Raw genomic sequence first — 20188 nt, forward strand, 5'->3', positions numbered from 1 at the left:
CCCCTGCTTACTTGATCGCCAGCCCCGTCCACTTGGCGGCGAACGCCCAGAGGTCGGCGGTTTCCTCAATCACCTTGTCGGTCGGCTTGCCCGAGCCATGGCCGGCGCGGGTCTCGATGCGGATCAGATGCGGGCGGTCGCCGATCTGGGCATGCTGCAGCGCTGCCGTGTATTTGAAGCTGTGCCCCGGCACCACGCGGTCGTCGGTATCCGCCGTGCTCACCAGGATGGCGGGATAGTCCACGCCGCTCTTGATGTTGTGATAGGGCGAATAGGCAAAGAGCCGCTTGAAGTCCGCTTCCTTCGACGGATAGCCATAATCGTCGACCCAGTAACGGCCCGCGGTGAACCGATCGAAGCGGGTCATGTCCATCACGCCCACCGCGGGCAGCGCCGCGGCGAACAGGTCCGGGCGCTGGTTGGTGACCGCACCGACCAGCAGGCCGCCGTTTGAGCCGCCTTGGATCGCCAGCTGGCCCTTGCCGGTGATGCCCTCCTTGATCAGGAACTCGCCCGCGCCGATGAAATCGTCGAACACATTCTGCTTGTTGGCGAGCCGGCCACCGTCGTGCCACGCCTTGCCGTACTCGCCGCCGCCGCGGATGTTGGCCACGACGAACACGCCGCCCTGCTCCAGCCAGGCCAGCCGGCCCGCCGAGAAGCCGGGGGTGATCGGGATGTTGAACCCGCCATAGCCGTAGAGGATCGTCGGCGCGGGGCCGGTCACGCTCTTCTTGCGGACGATGAACATCGGCACCTTGGTGCCGTCCTTCGAGGCGTAGAAGCGCTGCTCGACCGCATAGTCCTGCGGGTTGAAGGCGACCTTCGGCTGCGCCCAGGGCTCGGCCTTGCCGGTCTTCACGTCGTAGCGGAAGATCGTCGTCGGATAGTTGAAGCTGGTGAAGGCAAAGAAGGTCTCGCCCTCATGCGGATGCCCGCCAAATCCGCTCGCGGTGCCGATGCCCGGCAGCGCGACCTTGCCGTCGGCCTTGCCGTCCAGCGTATAGCGGCGGACCTCGGTGGCGGCATCGACCATGTAGCTGAGGATCAGCCGGTCGCCGACGATCGACTGGCCGGCCAGCGTCTCCTTCTGCTCGGGCACTACCTCGTGCGGGGTCAGTGCCGGATCGGCGAGGTCGATGGTGACGATCCGCTGGCGCGGGGCGCCGTCGTCGGTCGCGAACCAGAACTTGGTGCCGACATTGCCGATCGGCGACCAGTCATGCTCGAGCTTGCCGATGACGGCCTTCGCCTTCCAGGCGGGATCCTTCAGATCGACGGTGTGGACGAGATTCTTGTTGTCGGTCCCCTCGCTGGTGGTGATCACCAGATAGCGGCCATCGTCGGTGATGCCGGCATAATGGCTCTGCTTGGGCGTCGAAGGCGTTTCGTAGACCAGCCGATCTGCGCTCTGCTGGGTGCCGAGCTTGTGAAAATAGACGCGGTGGTTCTCGTTGAGCGCCTGAAACTTGGCGTCCGCCGGCGGCTCGGGATAGCGCGAGTAGAAGAAGCCGCTGCCGTCCTTGGCCCAGGCCACGCCCATGGTGAACTTGGCCCAGCTCACCGTGTCGCTCGTCTCCTTCCCGGTGGCGACGTCGAGCACCTTGATCGTCCGCCAGTCGGTGCCGCCGTCCTGGATGGAGTAGGCGAGCAGCTTGCCGTCCTCGCTAGGCAGCCATTCGGCAAGCGCGGTGGCGCCGTCCTTCGACCAGCCATTGGGGTCGATCACGACGCGCCCCTCGCCCTTCAGCCCGTCACGAACGAACAGCACCGCCTGGTTTTGCAGGCCGCTATTGTGCGCGTAGAAATAATGGCCGCCCTTCTGTTCGGGCACGCCGAAGCGCTCGTAATCGAACAGCTGCTTGATCCGACCTTTCAGCGCGTCGCGGCCGGGGAGCGTCGCCAGATAGGCGTCGGTGACCTTGTTTTCCGCCTCGACCCACGCCGCGACATCCTTGTCATTGCGGACGTCATTTTCCAGCCAGCGATAGGGATCGGCGACCTTCACCCCGAACTGTTCGTCCACCACGTCGACGCGGCGGGTTTCGGGATAGGCGAGTTTGGTCATCGGCGCGGTGGTCTCCGGCTTGGGTGTCTGGGCGAAGGCGGGGCTGGCGAAGAGTAACGGCAGGATCAATGCACGGCGCATTCAAGGGCTCCCTGAGAATGCGCCTACCCTAGGCAGGCCAGTCGCTCGGCTCAAGCCAAGCTGTTGAACTCGATCAGCCAGGCAAAGGCCGCAAGCGGCGACAGCGCCAGCAGCGCGGTGATCCACGCGCCGATATCAATGGGCGCGGCCGGGCGCGCCCGTTTGGACTTGCGAGACATGGCAGTTCTCCAGCACCGCCAAGCGAGGCGATGCACCCTGTTGTTCGGGCGCGGAGATGGGAAGTGCCGAGGAGATTGCAAGCGAAACGAAACTTGGAGGTGTGGAAGAAAGACTGACCAACAGAAAAGGGCGGCCGCACCAGCGACCGCCCTTTCCTTGTTCGTTCCGAACGAAGTGCCGATCAGGCGGCTTCGTCGAAATCCTCGTCCGACATCACCGGACCCGAATCCTGGCCCTTGGCCGAGACGTCGCGATCGACGAACTCGATGATCGCCATCGGCGACGCGTCCGAGGCGCGGATGCCGGCCTTGATGATGCGGGTATAACCGCCGTTGCGATCGGCGTAGCGCGACGCCAGCACGTCGAACAGCTTCACCAGCTGGGCGTCGTCCATCAGACGGGCATGGGCCAGACGACGGTTGGACAGGCCACCCTTCTTGGCGAGGGTGATCAGCTTCTCGACGTACGGGCGCAGCTCCTTCGCCTTGGCGACGGTGGTGGTGATCTGCTCGTGCTTGATGAGCGCGGCGCTCATGTTGCGGAACAGGGCAATACGGTGAGCCGAGGTACGCTGCAGCTTACGACCGCCTACACGATGGCGCATGGTTCTTTCCTTCGTTCGTTAAGGGGCCGTTCGACGGAACCCCAGACCAGGCGGTGCGATCAGGGCCACCGCCCAAAACCCTAAGTTTAGGAAGTTTAGGCTCGCGCCAAACTTTCCTGATGGCCGCCGCGGCAACACCGCGTCGTCGGTCGGAGCCTGCGGCCCCGCCGGCCGGGCCTCGCGATCAGCCCGGGATTAGCAAGGCCAATCCCGGACGCGAGGCTCAGCCCATGATCTCCTGCTCGAGCTTCTTGGCCATTTCCTCGATGTTCTCGGGCGGCCAGCCCGGGATTTCCATGCCCAGGCGCAGGCCCATGCTGGAGAGGACTTCCTTGATCTCGTTGAGCGACTTGCGACCGAAGTTCGGCGTGCGCAGCATCTCGGCTTCGGTCTTCTGGACCAGATCGCCGATATAGATGATGTTGTCGTTCTTGAGGCAGTTGGCCGAGCGGACCGAAAGCTCCAGCTCGTCGACCTTCTTGAGCAGGTAACGGTTGATCTGCGCGGCGTCGCCGGCAGCACCTTCCGCCGGAGCCGCTGCCGGCGCCATGCCGACCGGGGCTGCCCGGGTGATCGACGAATCGTCGAAGTGGACGAACAGCGCCAGCTGGTCCTGCAGGATCCGCGCGGCATAGGCCAGCGAGTCCTCCGGGGTCACCGTGCCGTCGGTTTCGACGGTCAGCGTGAGCTTGTCGTAGTCGAGCTCCTGGCCGACGCGGGTGTTCTCGACCTTGTACGAGACCTGACGGACCGGGCTGAACAGCGCATCGACCGGGATCAGGCCGATCGGCGCATCGGCCGGGCGGTTCGCGGTAGCGGGCACATAGCCCTTACCCACGTCCGCGGTCAGTTCCATGTTCAGGGTCGCGCCGTCGTCGAGGTGGCAGATCACCAGCTCGGGGTTCATCACTTCGATGTCGCCCGAAACCGCGATGTCGCCTGCCTTGACTTCCGCCGGGCCGGTGGCCGACAGCTGGAGACGCTTGGGGCCTTCGCCCTGCATCTTGAGCGCGATCTGCTTCACGTTGAGGACGATGTCGGTCACGTCCTCGCGCACGCCGGCGAGCGACGAGAATTCGTGCAGCACATTCTCGATCTTGATCGAGGTGACCGCCGCGCCCTGCAGCGACGACAGCAGCACGCGACGCAGCGCGTTGCCGAGGGTGAGGCCGAAGCCCCGCTCCAGCGGCTCGGCGACGAACGTCGACTTCCGCTTGGGATCGCCACCGGGCTTCTTCTCGAGGCCGTTGGGCTTCTTGAGTTCCTGCCAGTTCTTAGCGTTGACCGACACGGGCTTTCCTCATGTTGGGCGGGGAAGAGGCATTCCCCGCCAGGTACCTACTGCAAGACCGCGAGACCCGCCTCAGGGCCCGCGGTGCAAGCAGGACGTTTAGACGCGGCGACGCTTCGACGGCCGCACGCCGTTATGGGGGATTGCCGTCACGTCGCGGATCGAGGTGATCTGGAAGCCGACCGCCTGCAGCGCGCGCAGCGCCGACTCACGACCCGAACCCGGACCCTTGACTTCGACCTCGAGGGTGCGAACGCCGTGCTCGGCGGCCTTGCGGCCGGCGTCTTCGGCGGCGACCTGCGCGGCGTACGGGGTCGACTTGCGCGAGCCCTTGAAGCCCATCATGCCGGCCGACGACCAGCTGATCGCGTTGCCCTGCGCGTCGGTGATGGTGATCATGGTGTTGTTGAAGCTGGCGTTCACATGCGCGACGCCGGCGGTGATGTTCTTGCGTTCGCGACGGCGAATACGCTGCGGTTCACGTGCCATTTGGAATTTCCTGACCTAGAAGCTTGGTGCCTGGAGGCGCGAGGCCTCGGGGGAAGAAGTGCGCGCTGGGGAGCGCTGCTTACTTCTTCTTGCCGGCGATCGGCTTGGCCTTGCCCTTGCGGGTGCGCGCATTGGTGTGCGTGCGCTGGCCACGGACCGGCAGGCCCTTGCGGTGACGCAGGCCGCGATAGCAGGCCAGGTCCATCAGGCGCTTGATGTTCATCGCCACCTGGCGACGAAGATCACCTTCCACGGTGTAACCGGCGTCGATCGCTTCGCGGATCTGCAGCACTTCCTGGTCGCTCAGGTCCTGCACGCGGCGTTCCGGCGCGATGCCGAGCTGCGTGGTGAGTTCCTTGGCCTTGGTCGCGCCAATGCCGTGGATATACTGCAGCGCGATGACGACGCGCTTGTTGGTCGGGATGTTAACACCCGCAATACGTGCCATGAAATATATTCTCCCAGCTCCACGAGGCACTGCATGGCAGCGGCGCCCCATCTCGTAGCGTTGCCTTCCGAAATGCAGTGGCACGACGCACGCAGGGAGCGCCGCCGTAATCTACTGTTCCGGAAGTTGGGCGAGATACGGGGCCGCAGGCGAACTGTCAAGCGCCGCGGAGCCGGAAAGTGTTGAACCCTCCTTATATAGCAAGGTTCCCGGCAGGCCAAGCGCGGCGAGGGGAAGCAGGGCGAAGCGCGTCCCGTTTCGGATAAGGGGGATGAAGCGTTCGCAATCTCCGCCTCCACCGAGGATAGTGCAGCAAGCGAGAGTCCGATCCCGGAAAAGCGGTCGGACCTCCCGCTCACGCACCCCATCGATGATGGGCGCCTTCGGAACTTACTGCTCGGGCTTCAGGATGCCACCTGCCATCCTGCCTTCTGAGTCGAGGAACGCCGACATCAATACCTTCCCCTTGGCGAACACCAGCTCGTAGCCATCGTCGTTTAGAACGCCGCGGCCGCGAAAGCTGACCGACTTCAACTCGCCCAGAGACTTGAAGATGGGGTGCGTCATGGGCAGATCGTTCCGAACGACCTCGACGAATTCCGGGGCGAGCTGGGCATAGTCGGGCGAACCACTTGCCAGCCCGGCAACAAGGCGACGCAACGCAGCCTCGGTTCCGGGCAAGGGTACGGCGGCGGAGGCTGTCGACGCGTTCGCCGGGGATGGACGCGCCTGCCCCTCGCTTACGTCCGAAGACTGCGCCCAGATCATCATCGCTGCTGCGGCAAGAATACTCATTAGCGTCGCTCCCGAGACCGCAAAGAGGAGGCTCCGCCGCGGGGTCCGCGCGGTCTCGTTTCGCGGGGCGGCATCGGAGCCGCCCTCATCAGGCCAGGCGCCCTCCGACAGAAGGTCCGACGGCTCGGGTACCAGTCCACCGGACCGTTCCGACGACGCGACCAGCTTCGCCGCTTCGAGCGAGGAGGAGAGACCCAATTTGGCGCGAGCCATCTTCAGCCGCTTCTCTACCGCATGCGGAGAGATGCCCAGATCTAGCGCCATTTGTTTTGCAGTTTGGTGGTCCAGACAACGCTTGAGGCATTCCCGCTCGGCCATCGTCAGGCGTTGGATCGCCGCGCGCGTGTTCTCGTCTATCGCGTCCGTGTTCATGCGGTACAATCTAGCGGCTTGGGACACGGTACCAACCCCAACAATCTGGTACCCTAACTCCGATTACGCCGCATTTGGCTGACCATAACGTCGCCAACCGTTTGCCGGATGAACACCGTTCATGCTCGCGGCGATCGGGCCTGCCTGCCGGAGCTCGAGGGCCTTTGGCGCAATGGAGCCGGGAGCCCGAATCAAAAAGGGCGGGGTTTCCCCCGCCCTTCCCGTTATCCTTGGCCGCCGAGCACCGCGGCGATCTGCCGCGTCACTTCGTCGATATCGGCCATGCCGTCGACGCGCCGAACCAGGCCCTTCGCCTCGTAGAAGGGCAGGATCGGCGCGGTCTTGGCGCGGTATTCGGCCATGCGGGTGCGCACCGTCTCGGCATTGTCGTCGGGCCGGCGCTTGAACTCGGTCGAGCCGCACACGTCGCACACGCCGTCCGTCTTGGGCAGCTTGTACTTGTCGTGATAGCCCTCGCCGCACTTGGCGCAGGTGAAGCGGCCCTCGACGCGATCGACCAGCGCCTCTTCGTTGACCAGCAGCTCGATCACATAATCGAGCTTGCGACCCCGCTCGGAGAGCAGCGCGTCGAGCGATTCCGCCTGCGCATAGGTGCGCGGATAGCCGTCGAAGATCGCGCCCTTTTCGGTATCGGCCATGTCCAGCCGCTCGCCGATGATGCCCGAGACGATGTCGTCGGAGACGAGCTCGCCCGCCTCCATCACTGCCTTGGCCTTCAGGCCCGTGGGCGTCCCGGCCTTCACCGCGGCGCGCAGCATGTCGCCCGTGGACAGCTGCACCATGCCGCGCTCGGTCTCGAGACGCTTCGCCTGGGTGCCCTTACCGGCCCCCGGCGGACCCAACAGGATGATATTCAACAGGTACCTCCCCTAGTGCCGCGCGCCAATCAGCGCGCGCGGCCGCCCTTGAGCTTCGCCTTCTTGATCAGGTCGCCATACTGGTGCGCCAGCAAGTGCGACTGGATCTGCGTCACCGTGTCCATGGTTACGTTGACCACGATGAGAAGGCTAGTGCCGCCCATCAGGAACGGGATGCTCATCGCGGAGAACGCCCATTCCGGGACCAGGCAGATGATGGTCAGATAGGCTGCACCGATCACGGTGATGCGGGTCAGCACATAGTCGAAATACATCTCGGTGTTCTTGCCCGGGCGGATGCCGGGGACGAAGCCGCCATAGCGCTTCAGATTGTCCGCGGTTTCCTCGGGGTTGAAGACCACCGCCGTGTAGAAGAACGAGAAGAAGATGATGCCCGCGGCATAGAGCGCCATGTAGATCGGCGAGCCGTGGCGCAGCCAGATGTTGAGGTTCGCGATCAGGTCGCCCATCCAGCTCTCGCCCGACACGGCCTGGCCGGCGAACTGGGTGATCGTCAGCGGCAGCAGCAGCAGCGACGAGGCGAAGATCGGCGGGATCACGCCCGCGGTGTTGAGCTTGAGCGGCAGATGGCTGCGCTCGGCCTGCACGCCGCGCGCGGTCTGGCGCTTGGGATACTGGATGAGGATGCGGCGCTGGGCGCGCTCCATGAAGCAGATGAACAGCACGAGCGCGGCGACGCCGACGGTGACACCGATTACGGTGAACCACTCGCCGCGCGCGCGACCGCCTTCGAGCAGCTGCACGACGGTTACCGGCAGGCGGGAGACGATGCCGGCCATGATGATCAGCGAAATGCCGTTGCCGATGCCGCGGCTGGTGATCTGCTCACCGATCCACATCAGGAACATGGTGCCGCCGATCAGGCTGACCACGGCAGTGAGGGTGAAGGCGAGACCCGGCTCGACCACCGGGCTCAGGCCCTTGGCGGCGCCAGCGGCTTCGAGCCCCTGCACCAGGAAATAGCCCTGGACGGCGGTGAGCAGCACGGTGCCGTAGCGGGTGTACTGATTCAGCCGCTTGCGGCCGCTCTCGCCTTCCTTCTTGATCGCGTTGAGCTGCGGCGACAGCGAGGTCGCGAGCTGGATGACGATCGACGCGGTGATATAGGGCATCACGCCCATCGCCACGATCGACATGCGCGACAGCGCGCCGCCGGTGAAGTTGTTGAAGAAGTCGAGCACGCCGCCCTGCGTCTGCTGCGCGAGCAGGCCGAGCGCCGTCGGGTCGATACCCGGCAGCGGCACATAGCTCAGCATGCGGAAGACGATCAGCGCGCCGAGGGTGAACCACAGGCGCTTCTTGAGGTCGGTGGCCTTGCTGAACTTCGCCAGATTGATGCTGGAGGCCAGCTGGTCGGCTGCGGATGCCATTTCGTATCTTCGTCCCGGATAAGTGACGGGCGCTCCCCCGCCCTGCGGGGAAGCATATAGGGCCTGCGCGCGGCTTGTCTAAGCCCTGTCGCGCGAATCCCGATCGCCCTGAGCTTGTCGAAGGGCCGTTTTTCTGTGGACGAAGAAGAAAGAACGGCCTTTGGGCAAGCCCAGCACGAAGGAAGGCGGAGCCTTGGGAGCCCCGCCTTCGCGTTTCGTCAGCCCTGCTTGGCGGCCTTGGCAGCGGCCTGGGCCGTGCGGTGCTTCGCCTTGTGCTTGTCGGCGGCCGGAACGATCTCCGGCACGGTGACCGAACCACCGGCCTTCTCGACCGCCTCACGCGCACCGGCGGAAACGCCCTGCACGGTGAAGTTCAGCTTGGCAGTCAGTTCGCCCTTGCCGAGCAGACGGACGCCGTCCTTGCCGCCACGGGCCAGGCCAGCGGCCTTCAGCGCGGCGTGATCGATGTCGGTCGCGGTCAGCTTGCCGGCGTCAACCGCCTTCTGGATCTCGCCCAGGTTCACCTCGGCATAGTCCTTGGCGAAGATGTTGTTGAAGCCACGCTTCGGCAGACGCATGTGGAGCGGCATCTGGCCGCCTTCGAAGCCCTTGATCGAGACGCCTTCGCGGCTCTTCTGACCCTTGACGCCGCGGCCGCCGGTCTTGCCCTTGCCCGAGCCGATACCACGGCCGATGCGCATGCGGCGATGACGGGCGCCCTGGTTGTCGTTGAGTTCGTTCAGCTTCATGATGTGTGCACTCGCTTTCGCTTTTGTCGCGCGTTGTTGGGAAGCGCGGGCTCATAGCGGCGAGCGGGGGGAATGTCGACTCTTGTTTGCGGCCCCCGCCAGGAGACCATGCCTCCAGCACCGACATTACAACACGCCTCCAGCGTCGACATTACAAAAGGAACAGCCGCAAAGCTTCGGCCCACGGATCCTCCACTTACAAACCCAGAATCAGTGTCTCAGAGGGATATGGGAGTTTATCAGAACCCCAGCCGGATCGACGCCGTGCGATTGGAGCGCCTCAAACATACGACTGAATATGACGAAGGGATGTGCCGTGGGGCCGATTATAACCCTGTCAACTATCTCCGGCAAAGTAGCCCCAACAAAGCCATCTTCCGGATAGTTCTTGAAGAATATTTTATGAATATTTTGTGGAACGCCATTCAGCGTGCACGTTGCTGGCGATATCCTATCCGGATGTGTAGGATTGACGCCAGGTTGGTAAACCACTCGCCACTCACGCTCCTCTTCGAAACCACGATGCTTAGTAGCAACGCAGGCAAATCTGAAAACCTGCGCCATACACTGGCTGATTAAACTCCCTCCAGTTTTCGAAAATTCACGATCCTCAAGCTCTCGCAAAAGGCCTGCGTGCGCACGCATATTTTTTGCTATCTCGTCCATGTCAGAAGCAAATTGCTCATGCGAAGCGTACCGAACCGGGATCGTCATGGCAGTTATAGCGCTGGTCGGTGCTAGGAGCGGTTCGTTTTTGAAGACCAATGCTGCCCCAGTCGTCTTGCCATAGGCACGCCACATGGAGAGCCTCCCAAAATCATCTTCTGAGGCATCGTGCTCTGAGACAGAAATGAGAAACGTATTATTTAGAAGATCAAAAATGTTGGCATCAAATGATTGCGCAATGGCATCAATTCCTGCTGGATTGATATCTCGGATGGCCGCTTTCAGATTCGCGCCGCGCTCATGATGCCAATACGCCTGCAGACACCCGAGCCCATGCTGGATCTCCGAAAAATCATTCATCAACGTGGCGTTTCGAAGCCACATCGAATTGTTCTCAATGATCGAGATCGCGGCTTCACAGCTTGTGTAATGAACGAAGCGCTGTCCGCTTGCACGAGCTTCTGCGATTTTTCGTACCGCGTAAGGCTGGAAGACAGGCTCTAGCGTTTCAATCACTTCAGCTTCGGTCATGTCTTTCAGCGCCATGAAGCCCCTCCCGCTGTCTAAGATACTACTAGCCAAATCGTAAAGTCAGCTGATCCTCGCGGGATACATCACCGAACAAAACAGAAAAAGGGCGGTGGTTGCCCACCGCCCTTTTCCAATGTCGCTTGGGTCGGCGAACCGAAGGCTCAGCCCTCGATCACCTCGACCATGTGCGGCAGCTTGCGGATCATGCCGCGGACCTCGGGGCTGTCTTCCAGCTCAGAAACCTTGTGCATCTTGTTGAGGCCAAGGCCGATCAGCGTTGCGCGCTGATCCTTGGTGCGGCGGATCGGCGAGCCGATCTGCTTGATCTTGATCTTCGCCATGATCGTTTACTCCGTAACGGCCGCAGCGTCCGCCTCGGCGGTCTGCGAACCACCGCGGCCGAGCAGGTCGGCGATCTTCTTGCCACGGCGCTGCGCAACCGACTTCGGCGAAGTCTGCTCACCCAGTGCCTCGAACGTGGCGCGGATCATGTTGTACGGGTTCGAGGTGCCGACCGACTTGGTCACCACGTCGGCCACGCCCAGCGATTCGAAGATCGCGCGCATCGGGCCGCCGGCGATGATGCCGGTACCCTGGGGCGCCGAACGGACGGTCACGCGGCCTGCGCCGAAGTGGCCGTTGCCGTCGTGGTGCAGCGTGCGGCCTTCCTTCAGCGGAACGCGGATCATCGCCTTCTTCGCCGAAGCGGTCGCCTTCGAGATGGCTTCCGGCACTTCGCGCGCCTTGCCATGACCGAAGCCGACACGGCCCTTGCCGTCGCCGACGACGACGAGCGCTGCGAAGCCGAAGCGCTTACCGCCCTTCACCGTCTTCGAGACGCGGTTGATGTGGACGAGCTTTTCGATCAGCTCCTCGCCACCGTCGTCCTGCGGACCACCGCGACGATCGTCACGGCGACCACGGTTGCCGTCGCGACCGCCACGGCCGCGGTTGTCACCGCCGCCGCCCGGAGCGCCACGGCCACGGCCGCCACGCGAACCACGACCCTGCTGCTGCTGGTCGGGTGCCGCCTGGCCGGCGTCCTGCGCCTCGACCGGTGCTTCGGTCGTGTTGATTTCATCGGCCATCTTAGAACTCCAATCCGCTCTCACGCGCGGCATCCGCCAGCGCCTTGACGCGACCATGGTAGAGGAAGCCACCGCGGTCGAAGACGACCTGGGTGATGCCTGCGGCCTTGGCGGCCTCGGCAACGCGCTTGCCCACTTCCTGTGCCGCAGCGACGGTCGCGCCGGTCTGGCCGCGCACGTCCTTCTCCAGCGTGGAGGCCGAGGCGACGGTACGACCTGCGGCATCGTCGATCACCTGGGCATAGATATGCTTGCCCGAGCGATGGATCGACAGACGCGGACGGCTGCCCGCACGCGCACGAAGCGCGGTACGGTTGCGGCGACGACGCTTTTCGAAAAGCGAAAGACCCTTGGTGCTGATCACTTCTTCTTCCCTTCCTTGCGGAAGATGAATTCGCCATCGTACTTGATGCCCTTGCCCTTATAGGGCTCCGGCTTGCGCCAACGGCGGATTTCCGCGGCCACCTGGCCGACCTTCTGCTTGTCGATGCCCGAGATCTCGACCGTGGTCTGATCCGGCGTCTTGATCTCGATCCCTTCCGGGATGTCGAAGTTGACGTCGTGCGAATAGCCGAGCTGCAGCTTGAGGACCTTGCCCTGCGAAGCAGCGCGGTAGCCCACGCCGGTGATCAGCAGCTTCTTGGTGAAGCCGGTGGTCACACCGGTGATCAGGTTCTGCACCAGGGTACGCTGCATGCCCCAGAAGGCACGCGCGCGCTTGGTCTCGTTCGCCGGCTGCACCGAGATGCCGCCGTCGGTCACTTCGTACTTGATGTCGTCGGCCAGCGGCATGGTGAGGGTGCCCTTGGGACCCTTCACCGAGATCTGACCGCCTTCGACCTGCGCGGTCACGCCCGCGGGGACGGGAACCGGCTTCTTACCGATGCGGCTCATCAGAACACCTCCGCGAGCACTTCGCCGCCGACATTCTGTTCGCGCGCTTCCGCGTCGGACAGAACACCGCGAGGCGTCGAGACGATCGTGATGCCGAGGCCGTTACGGACGCGCGGAAGCTCCTGCGAACCCGAATAGACACGGCGGCCCGGCTTCGAGATGCGCGCGACGTGCTTGATCGCCGGCTGACCCTCGAAATACTTCAGCTCGATGCGGATGCCGGCCGCGGGGCCCATCTGCTCTTCGCTGTAGCCACGGATATAGCCCTCGCGCTGAAGCACGTCGAGGACACGGACACGCAACTTCGACGCCGGCGTGAGGACAGAGTCCTTGCGCGCGCGCTGACCGTTGCGGATGCGGGTGAGCATGTCACCCAGGGGATCGGTCACTGCCATCTTGCGTGTCCTTTACCAGCTCGACTTCGTGACACCCGGGATCAGGCCCTTGTTGGCCAGATCGCGCAGCATGACACGTGCGAGACGGAACTTGCGGTAATAAGCGCGGGGACGACCCGTCAGCTCACACCGGTTGCGAATGCGGGTCGGGTTCCCGTTGCGGGGAATCTCGGCCATCTTGAGCCGTGCGATGAGACGCTCGGTCTCATCCAGGCTTTCGTCGTTCGCAATCGCCTTGAGCTTCGCGTACTTGCCGGCGTACTTCTTCACCAGCTGCTTGCGACGCTCGTTCTTGTTGATCGAACTCAGTTTCGCCATGACTTAAGTTCTTCCTTCCTTACGCCGCCTGCTTCGTTTCGCCGTCCGCCTGCGGGAACGGGAAACCGAAGAGACGGAGAAGCTCGCGAGCCTCGTCATCCGTCTTGGCGGAAGTGGTAACGATCACGTCCATGCCGCGCACCTTGTCGATGCGGTCATAGTTGATTTCGGGGAACACGAGCTGTTCCTTCAGGCCGCAGGCATAGTTGCCACGACCGTCGAACGACTTCGGGTTCAGGCCGCGAAAATCGCGGACGCGCGGGAGTGCGATCGTGATGAAACGATCGAGGAACTCGTACATGCGCTCGCGACGAAGCGTAACCTTCGCACCGATCGGCATGCCTTCACGCAGCTTGAACTGCGCGATCGACTTCTTCGCCTTGGTCACGACCGGCTTCTGGCCGGCGATCAGTTCCATTTCAGAAGCGGCCTGCTCGACCTTCTTCTTGTCCTGGGTGGCTTCGCCAACGCCCATGTTCAGCACGATCTTTTCGATGCGCGGAATTTCCATGACGTTCTTGTAGCCGAACTTCTCGGTCATCGCCTTGACGATCTGCTCGTCATAGAGCTTGCGCAGGCGGGGGGTGTAGGAATCAGCCATTGATGACATCCCCGGTCTTGACGGCGACACGAACCTTCTTGCCGTCGCGGGTTTCGAAGCGGACGCGCGTCGCCTTGCCGTCGGCGGTCACGTGCGCGACCTTCGAGACATGCAGCGGCGCCTCGATGCGCACCAGGCCACCCTGGGGCTCGCCCTGGGTCGGCTTCTTGTGGCGCACGGCGATGTTCACGCCGGAAACGACGACCTTGTCGTCCTTCGGCAGCGACTTGACGACCTCACCCGTCTTGCCCTTGTCCTTGCCGGACAGAACAACGACGCGGTCGCCCTTCTTGATCTTGGCAGCAGCCATCACAGCACCTCGGGGGCGAGCGAAATGATCTTCATGAAGCCCTTCGAGCGGAGCTCGCGGACCACCGGGCCAAAGATACGGGTGCCGATCGGCTCCTCGTTCTTGTTGACCAGCACGGCGGCGTTACCGTCGAAACGGATCACCGAGCCGTCGGTGCGGCGGATGTCCTTCGCCGTGCGGACGATAACCGCGCGGTGGACGTCGCCCTTCTTAACCTTGCCGCGGGGAGCGGCTTCCTTGATGCTGACGACGATGACGTCGCCCACGCCGGCGAAGCGACGCTTCGACCCGCCCAGCACCTTGATGCACTGCACCCGCTTCGCGCCGCTGTTGTCAGCGACGTCGAGATTGGACTGCATCTGGATCATCGATCCGGTTCCTTCTCGTTTGGCCTGCCGGGACGCGCCCGGTGGTTCCGTTTCTAATGCGTCACCCCGGCCTTTCGGCCGGGGCACCAAAGCGGCGGCCTATGACCGCAACTTGAGTTCTCCGCAAGAGCGGAGATGACGATTATGCGTCGACCGTGTTCGGCGTCGCGTGGGTATCAACCCGCCCGATCACCTTCCAGGTCTTCAGCTTGGAAATCGGCGCAGTCTCTTCGATGCGCACGGTCTCGCCGGCCTTGTACTCATTCGCCTCGTCATGGGCGTGGTACTTCTTCGAGCGGCGGATGATCTTCCCGTAGAGCGGGTGCTTCACCTTACGCTCCACCAGAACCACCACGGTCTTGTCGCCCTTGTCCGAGACGACATTTCCGGTCAGCACGCGCTTCGGCATGGTCTCGGTCCTCTTACTTGGCAGTCGAGCGCGAGCGCTCGTTCTGCAGCGTCTTGATACGGGCGATGTCGCGACGCACTTCCCGCACGCGGGTCGGCTTCTCGAGCTGGCTCGTGGCGGCCTGGAAGCGCAGGTTGAACTGCTCGCGCTTCAGGTTGCCCAGCTGCTCGGCGAGCTGGTCGTCGGTGTTGGCCCGAAAGTCGGTTGCCTTGGTCATTTCTATCAGCCCTCCAGGTGCGTCGTGTCGCCGAGGCGAGCGACGACCTTGGTCTTGATCGGCAGCTTCATCGCGGCGCGCTCGAACGCTTCCGCGGCGAGCGGGCCGGGAACGCCGTCCAGCTCGAACAGGATGCGGCCCGGCTTGACGCGGGCGACCCAGAACTCCGGCGAACCCTTACCCGAGCCCATGCGGACTTCGGCGGGCTTCGACGAAACGGGGACGTCCGGGAAGATGCGGATCCAGAGACGACCCTGACGCTTGATGTGACGCGTGATCGCGCGGCGAGCCGCCTCGATCTGGCGCGCGGTGATCCGCTCGGGCTCCATCGCCTTCAGGCCATAGGAGCCGAAGTTGAGCGCCGTACCACCCTTGGCTTCGCCATGGATGCGGCCCTTGAAGGCCTTACGGAACTTGGTGCGCTTCGGTTGCAGCATTGTTCTGTCCTAGTCCTTAGCGGCGATGATCGTCGCGCGACGGACGAACACCCGAGGTCTGTGCCTCGAGGTTCAGCCGGTCCTGCGCCATCGGATCGTGACCGAGGATTTCGCCCTTGAAGATCCAGACCTTCACGCCGCACACGCCATAGGCGGTGTGGGCTTCGGCCTCGGCATAGTCGACGTTCGCGCGCAGCGTGTGCAGCGGAACGCGGCCTTCGCGATACCATTCGGTGCGGGCGATTTCCGCGCCGCCCAGACGGCCGGCGCAGGTGATACGAATGCCTTCGGCGCCGAGACGGAGCGCGGACTGCACCGCGCGCTTCATCGCGCGACGGAACGCGATACGGCGCTCCAGCTGGTCCGCCACGCCCTGCGCGACGAGCTTCGCATCGACTTCCGGCTTACGGATCTCGACGATGTTCAGCGACACGTCCGACGAGGTCATCTCGCCCAGCTTCTTGCGAAGCTTCTCGATGTCCGCGCCCTTCTTGCCGATGATCACGCCGGGGCGTGCCGCGAAGATCGAGATGCGGCACAGCTTGGCCGGACGCTCGATGACCACCTTCGAGATCGCGGCCTGCGGCAGCGTCTTGACGATGAACTTGCGGATCTTGAGGTCCTCGAGGAGGAGCCGACCGTAGTCGGCGCCTTCCGCGAACCAGCGGCTGTCCCAGGTGCGGTTGATCTGCAGGCGCAGACCGATGGGATTGCTCTTCTGACCCATTATGCTTCTTCCTGCTCGCGCACGACGATGCGCAGACGGCTGAACGGCTTCAGGATGCGGGTGGACTTGCCACGGCCGCGCGTCGCGAAGCGCTTCATCGTGATCGACTTGCCGACCGACGCCTCATGGACGACGAGCGCGTCGACATCGAGGTTGTGGTTGTTCTCGGCATTGGCGATGGCCGAAGCCAGCACCTTGCGCGCGTCGACCGCCATCGCCTTCTTGGAGAAGGCGAGGATGTTCATCGCTTCAGCCGCGGTGCGACCACGGATGAGACCGGCGACCAGGTTCAGCTTCTGGGCCGAACCGCGGATCTGCGTGGCGACGGCAAGGGCTTCCTTGTCGCCGACCTTGCGGGGGGCTGCCTGCTTGCTCATTAGCGCTTACCCTTCTTGTCCGCGGCGTGGCCGGGGAAGAAACGGGTCGGCGCGAACTCGCCGAGCTTCATGCCGACCATGTCCTCGTTGACCGAGACCGGGACGAACTTGCGGCCGTTGTAGACGTTGAACGTCAGACCAACGAACTGCGGCAGGATCGTCGAGCGACGCGACCAGGTCTTGATCGGGCCAGCGCGGGTGCCGGCGTCCTGAGCGGTTTCTGCCTTCTTGAGCAGATGCAGGTCCACGAACGGACCCTTCCATACGGAGCGAGCCATCTATCAGCCCTTCTTCTTCGCGTGACGCGAACGGATGATCATCTTGTCCGTCGCCTTGTTGTGGCGGGTGCGCGCACCCTTGGTCGGCTTGCCCCACGGGGTGACCGGGTGACGGCCGCCCGAGGTGCGGCCTTCACCACCGCCGTGCGGGTGGTCGACCGGGTTCTTCGCGACACCGCGGGTAAGCGGACGCGAACCCTGCCAGCGGCTGCGACCGGCCTTGCCGAAGTTCTGGTTCTGGTTGTCGGGGTTCGACACCGCACCCACCGTCGCCATGCAGGCGGCGTGGATGTAGCGCTGCTCACCCGAGCCCAGACGCACGATCACCATGCCGCGGTCACGACCGACGACCTGGACGTACGCACCGGCCGAACGCGCGATCTGACCGCCCTTGCCCGGCTTCATCTCCACATTGTGGACGATGGTGCCGACCGGGATCTGGCCCAGTTCCATGGCGTTGCCCGGCTTCACGTCGGTCTTCTTGCCCGCGATCACCTTGTCGCCGACAGCGAGACGCTGCGGGGCGATGATGTAGGCGACGCGATCCTTGCCGGCTTCGTCGGCGCCGTAGTTGATCAGCGCGATGAAGGCGGTGCGGTTCGGGTCATACTCGATCCGCTCGACGGTGCCTTCGACCTCCCACAGGCGGCGCTTGAAATCGACGATGCGATAGCGCTGCTTGTGACCGCCGCCGATGCCACGCGAAGTGACATGGCCCTTGTTGTTACGGCCGCCGGTCTTGGTCTTGCCTTCGGTCAGCGCCTTGACGGGGCGACCCTTGAAGAGCTGCGAGCGGTCGATCAGGATCAGCCCGCGGACGCCCGGCGACGTCGGATTATAGTTCTTGAGCGCCATGGTCTCAGATCCCCGTGGTCACGTCGATCTGTTCGCCCTGGGCGAGCGTCACGACCGCTTTCTTAAAGTCCGAACGGCGGTAGGGCGCGCCCTTCCACTTCTTGGTCTTGCCCTTCTGGACGAGGGTGTTCACGCCGGTGACCTTGACGTTGAACAGCGCCTCGACGGCAGCCTTGATCTCCGGCTTGGTCGCGTCGTTGGCGACCTTGAAGACCACGGCGTTCGCCTCGGAGACGAGCGTCGACTTTTCGGTGATGTGCGGGGCGAGCACCACGTCGTAGTGACGGATGTCGACCGGCTTGGACTGCTTAGCCATTGAAGCGCGCCTCCAGCTTCTCGACGGCAGCGCGGGTCAGGACCAGCGTGTCGCTCTTCAGGATGTCGTAGACGTTGGCACCGATCGCCGGCAGCACGTTGACCTGGTGCAGGTTGCCTGCGGCCAGCGCGAACGTGGTCTCGACGGCGTCGCCATCGATCACCAGCGCCTTCTTGCCGAAGCCCAGCTTTTCCAGGTTGCCCACGAGCACCTTGGTCTTGCCGTTCTCGACGACCAGGCTGTCCATGACGATCAGCGAACCCGCCTTGGCGTGGCTCGACAGCGCCATCTTCAGGCCCAGCGTGCGGATCTTCTTGTTCAGCGACGGATTGAAGTCGCGAACGCGGGCGCCGTGCGCCTTACCGCCGCCGACGAACACCGGTGCGCGGCGATCGCCGTGACGCGCGGTACCGCCGCCCTTCTGGCGACCGAACTTCTTGCCGGTACGTGCAACATCGGCACGCTCGCGGGTGCCACGGGCGGTGCCGCGACGCTTCTCGAGCTGCCAGGTGACGACGCGGTGCAGGATGTCGGCGCGCGGATCGAGACCGAAGATCTCGTCGTTGAGCTCGATATCGCCCTTCTCGGCGGCGTCGAGGGTTTGAACCTTGACCTTCACTTAGCCCTCCTGGCCTTCGGTGGCTTCCGGAGCCGCCACTGCGGGCGCTTCGGCGGGAGCCTCGTTGCTGTTCGCGACGGTCTTCAGACCGGCGGGGTACGGCGCTTCGGCGTGACGGTCGACCTTGACGGCGTCCTTCACGATCAGCCAGCCGCCCTTCGAGCCCGGAACCGAACCCTTGACGAAGATCAGGCCGCGCTCGGCATCGGTGCCGACCACTTCCAGATTCTGCTGGGTGCGATTGCGGTCGCCCATGTGACCGGCCATCTTCTTGTTCTTGAAGACGCGACCCGGATCCTGGCGGTTACCGGTCGAACCGTGCGAACGGTGCGAGACGGAAACGCCGTGGGTGGCGCGCAGACCGCCGAAGCCCCAACGCTTCATGGCGCCGGCGAAACCCTTACCCTGGGTACGGCCCGACACGTCGACCAGCTGGCCTGCGACGAAATGGTCGGCCGAGATCTCGGCGCCCACGTCCAGCAGACCATCTTCCTCGACGCGGAATTCGCAGAGGATCGCCTTCGGCTCGACTTCGGCCTTGCCGAAGTGGCCGCGCTGCGGCTTGGCGACGTTCTTGGCCTTCGCCGTGCCGGCGCCGACCTGAACGGCGACATAGCCGTCCTTGTCGGTGGTGCGCTGTGCGACCACCTGGACGCCTTCCAGTGCCAGAACGGTCACCGGCACGTGCCGGCCGTCGTCCTGGAACAGGCGGGTCATCCCCATCTTCTTCGCGATAACGCCAGTGCGCATCGGCCTGTTGCTCCTATTACAGAGGCACCCCCGGGACCATTCCCGCGGGTGCGTGTTCAACCCTGAATTGTTTTACTGCGAAGCCCCCGTCCGGGCTGAACCTCCATCTTGCGATGGAAGAGACGGGGGACGCAGGCCCGGCCACTCGAAAGCCGCCGGCGGTATCCCTTGTCGCTGCGAGCCTGGTCGGCCCGCCACTCCTTGCGTTGGATCGGGGAACGATCCGGTCGAGGAGGATGGCGACTCCGCATGCGGAGCCGCGAATCTCGAGGAAGCGGCGCCTTTACGTCAGCTACGCTTCCATGTCCACCGCATTAAAGGGTGAACGCCAAAAGCCCCCGCGAAGCGCGGGGGCTGAAGCCGGCTCAGGCCAGCTTGATCTCGACGTCGACGCCGGCGGCCAGGTCGAGCTTCATGAGCGCGTCCACGGTCTGCGGGGTCGGCTGAACGATGTCGAGCATGCGCTTGTAGGTGCGCGTCTCGAACTGCTCGCGCGACTTCTTATCGATGTGCGGGCCACGGTTAACCGTGAACTTGTCGATGTGAGTCGGGAGCGGGATGGGGCCACGGATGAGCGCGCCGGTACGGCGGGCGGTGTCGGCAATGTCGCCGGCAGCCTGATCGAGCACGCGGTGATCGAACGCCTTGAGGCGAATGCGGATATTCTGCGTTTCCATGGTCCTACC

At 63.8% G+C, this 20188-nt stretch carries 31 protein-coding genes; all 31 read right to left on the reverse strand.

Annotated features, from left to right (window positions below; translation table 11 throughout):
- Positions 1-7: 7 nt before the first annotated feature.
- Positions 8-2149: a prolyl oligopeptidase family serine peptidase gene (locus tag RT655_RS07185; RefSeq protein ID WP_313535806.1), complete on the reverse strand. Its 2142-nt coding sequence runs from the start codon at positions 2147-2149 to the stop codon at positions 8-10.
- A 50-nt stretch (positions 2150-2199) separates the two neighbouring features.
- Positions 2200-2328 (reverse strand): hypothetical protein, encoded by a 129-nt coding sequence (locus RT655_RS07190; protein WP_313535807.1) that lies wholly within the window; start codon positions 2326-2328, stop codon positions 2200-2202.
- Positions 2329-2510: 182 nt separating this feature from the next.
- On the reverse strand, positions 2511-2933 hold the full coding sequence (gene rplQ, locus RT655_RS07195) for a 50S ribosomal protein L17 (RefSeq protein ID WP_313535808.1): 423 nt from the start codon (positions 2931-2933) through the stop codon (positions 2511-2513).
- Between the two features lie 223 nt (positions 2934-3156).
- Positions 3157-4224, reverse strand: coding sequence for a DNA-directed RNA polymerase subunit alpha (locus RT655_RS07200; protein ID WP_168845183.1), 1068 nt, complete (start codon positions 4222-4224; stop codon positions 3157-3159).
- 99 nt (positions 4225-4323) lie between these two features.
- The gene (gene rpsK, locus RT655_RS07205) at positions 4324-4713 is read right to left on the reverse strand and encodes a 30S ribosomal protein S11 (RefSeq protein ID WP_019368402.1); all 390 of its coding nucleotides are present in this window, start codon (positions 4711-4713) and stop codon (positions 4324-4326) included.
- Between the two features lie 79 nt (positions 4714-4792).
- Complete coding sequence (gene rpsM, locus RT655_RS07210) at positions 4793-5161, reverse strand: 30S ribosomal protein S13 (protein WP_066719859.1); 369 nt, start codon at positions 5159-5161, stop codon at positions 4793-4795.
- Between the two features lie 390 nt (positions 5162-5551).
- Positions 5552-6328, reverse strand: coding sequence for a helix-turn-helix transcriptional regulator (locus RT655_RS07215; RefSeq protein WP_313535810.1), 777 nt, complete (start codon positions 6326-6328; stop codon positions 5552-5554).
- A 224-nt stretch (positions 6329-6552) separates the two neighbouring features.
- Positions 6553-7206, reverse strand: a complete 654-nt coding sequence (locus RT655_RS07220) for an adenylate kinase (RefSeq protein WP_313535812.1) — start codon at positions 7204-7206, stop codon at positions 6553-6555.
- 29 nt (positions 7207-7235) lie between these two features.
- Entirely contained in the window at positions 7236-8597 is a 1362-nt protein-coding gene (gene secY / locus RT655_RS07225; RefSeq protein ID WP_313535813.1) for a preprotein translocase subunit SecY, read from the reverse strand.
- A 218-nt stretch (positions 8598-8815) separates the two neighbouring features.
- Positions 8816-9346 (reverse strand): 50S ribosomal protein L15, encoded by a 531-nt coding sequence (rplO, locus tag RT655_RS07230; RefSeq protein WP_313535814.1) that lies wholly within the window; start codon positions 9344-9346, stop codon positions 8816-8818.
- 210 nt (positions 9347-9556) lie between these two features.
- Complete coding sequence (locus tag RT655_RS07235) at positions 9557-10558, reverse strand: DUF2971 domain-containing protein (RefSeq protein WP_313535815.1); 1002 nt, start codon at positions 10556-10558, stop codon at positions 9557-9559.
- A 146-nt stretch (positions 10559-10704) separates the two neighbouring features.
- Entirely contained in the window at positions 10705-10884 is a 180-nt protein-coding gene (gene rpmD / locus RT655_RS07240; protein WP_019369689.1) for a 50S ribosomal protein L30, read from the reverse strand.
- A 6-nt stretch (positions 10885-10890) separates the two neighbouring features.
- Positions 10891-11631 carry a 30S ribosomal protein S5 gene (rpsE, locus tag RT655_RS07245; protein ID WP_121074322.1) on the reverse strand — a complete coding sequence of 247 codons (741 nt, stop codon included), beginning with the start codon at positions 11629-11631 and terminating at the stop codon, positions 10891-10893.
- Between the two features lies 1 nt (position 11632).
- Positions 11633-11992: a 50S ribosomal protein L18 gene (rplR, locus tag RT655_RS07250; protein ID WP_313536924.1), complete on the reverse strand. Its 360-nt coding sequence runs from the start codon at positions 11990-11992 to the stop codon at positions 11633-11635.
- Complete coding sequence (rplF, locus tag RT655_RS07255) at positions 11992-12525, reverse strand: 50S ribosomal protein L6 (protein WP_313535816.1); 534 nt, start codon at positions 12523-12525, stop codon at positions 11992-11994. The genes rplR and rplF overlap by 1 nt, the downstream gene beginning before the upstream one ends.
- Complete coding sequence (gene rpsH / locus RT655_RS07260) at positions 12525-12920, reverse strand: 30S ribosomal protein S8 (RefSeq protein WP_010545734.1); 396 nt, start codon at positions 12918-12920, stop codon at positions 12525-12527. Before rpsH ends, rplF begins: the two co-directional genes overlap by 1 nt.
- 12 nt (positions 12921-12932) lie before the next feature.
- Complete coding sequence (gene rpsN, locus RT655_RS07265) at positions 12933-13238, reverse strand: 30S ribosomal protein S14 (RefSeq protein ID WP_010545733.1); 306 nt, start codon at positions 13236-13238, stop codon at positions 12933-12935.
- A 19-nt stretch (positions 13239-13257) separates the two neighbouring features.
- A complete protein-coding gene (rplE, locus tag RT655_RS07270) occupies positions 13258-13839 on the reverse strand; it encodes a 50S ribosomal protein L5 (protein ID WP_313535818.1) in 582 nt (193 codons plus the stop codon).
- Positions 13832-14149 (reverse strand): 50S ribosomal protein L24, encoded by a 318-nt coding sequence (gene rplX, locus RT655_RS07275; RefSeq protein WP_093294266.1) that lies wholly within the window; start codon positions 14147-14149, stop codon positions 13832-13834. The genes rplE and rplX overlap by 8 nt, the downstream gene beginning before the upstream one ends.
- Positions 14149-14517 carry a 50S ribosomal protein L14 gene (gene rplN, locus RT655_RS07280; RefSeq protein ID WP_010545730.1) on the reverse strand — a complete coding sequence of 123 codons (369 nt, stop codon included), beginning with the start codon at positions 14515-14517 and terminating at the stop codon, positions 14149-14151. The genes rplX and rplN overlap by 1 nt, the downstream gene beginning before the upstream one ends.
- Before the next feature lie 142 nt (positions 14518-14659).
- Positions 14660-14926, reverse strand: a complete 267-nt coding sequence (rpsQ, locus tag RT655_RS07285) for a 30S ribosomal protein S17 (RefSeq protein WP_064313337.1) — start codon at positions 14924-14926, stop codon at positions 14660-14662.
- Between the two features lie 13 nt (positions 14927-14939).
- Positions 14940-15143, reverse strand: a complete 204-nt coding sequence (rpmC, locus tag RT655_RS07290) for a 50S ribosomal protein L29 (protein WP_010545728.1) — start codon at positions 15141-15143, stop codon at positions 14940-14942.
- A 5-nt stretch (positions 15144-15148) separates the two neighbouring features.
- On the reverse strand, positions 15149-15580 hold the full coding sequence (rplP, locus tag RT655_RS07295) for a 50S ribosomal protein L16 (RefSeq protein WP_010545727.1): 432 nt from the start codon (positions 15578-15580) through the stop codon (positions 15149-15151).
- Positions 15581-15596: 16 nt separating this feature from the next.
- Positions 15597-16307 carry a 30S ribosomal protein S3 gene (gene rpsC, locus RT655_RS07300; protein WP_093294268.1) on the reverse strand — a complete coding sequence of 237 codons (711 nt, stop codon included), beginning with the start codon at positions 16305-16307 and terminating at the stop codon, positions 15597-15599.
- On the reverse strand, positions 16307-16684 hold the full coding sequence (rplV, locus tag RT655_RS07305) for a 50S ribosomal protein L22 (RefSeq protein WP_066719902.1): 378 nt from the start codon (positions 16682-16684) through the stop codon (positions 16307-16309). The genes rpsC and rplV overlap by 1 nt, the downstream gene beginning before the upstream one ends.
- Positions 16684-16962 carry a 30S ribosomal protein S19 gene (gene rpsS, locus RT655_RS07310; RefSeq protein ID WP_264607826.1) on the reverse strand — a complete coding sequence of 93 codons (279 nt, stop codon included), beginning with the start codon at positions 16960-16962 and terminating at the stop codon, positions 16684-16686. The genes rplV and rpsS overlap by 1 nt, the downstream gene beginning before the upstream one ends.
- A 3-nt stretch (positions 16963-16965) precedes the next feature.
- The gene (gene rplB, locus RT655_RS07315) at positions 16966-17817 is read right to left on the reverse strand and encodes a 50S ribosomal protein L2 (RefSeq protein WP_313535819.1); all 852 of its coding nucleotides are present in this window, start codon (positions 17815-17817) and stop codon (positions 16966-16968) included.
- Between the two features lie 4 nt (positions 17818-17821).
- Positions 17822-18133 carry a 50S ribosomal protein L23 gene (locus RT655_RS07320; protein ID WP_010545722.1) on the reverse strand — a complete coding sequence of 104 codons (312 nt, stop codon included), beginning with the start codon at positions 18131-18133 and terminating at the stop codon, positions 17822-17824.
- On the reverse strand, positions 18126-18752 hold the full coding sequence (gene rplD / locus RT655_RS07325) for a 50S ribosomal protein L4 (RefSeq protein ID WP_313535820.1): 627 nt from the start codon (positions 18750-18752) through the stop codon (positions 18126-18128). The genes RT655_RS07320 and rplD overlap by 8 nt, the downstream gene beginning before the upstream one ends.
- Positions 18753-19502, reverse strand: coding sequence for a 50S ribosomal protein L3 (gene rplC / locus RT655_RS07330; RefSeq protein ID WP_313535821.1), 750 nt, complete (start codon positions 19500-19502; stop codon positions 18753-18755).
- Between the two features lie 365 nt (positions 19503-19867).
- Entirely contained in the window at positions 19868-20179 is a 312-nt protein-coding gene (rpsJ, locus tag RT655_RS07335; RefSeq protein WP_010545719.1) for a 30S ribosomal protein S10, read from the reverse strand.
- Positions 20180-20188: the final 9 nt, after the last annotated feature.

It is taken from the genome of Sphingomonas sp. (assembly GCF_032114135.1).
Lineage (GTDB): Bacteria > Pseudomonadota > Alphaproteobacteria > Sphingomonadales > Sphingomonadaceae > Sphingomonas.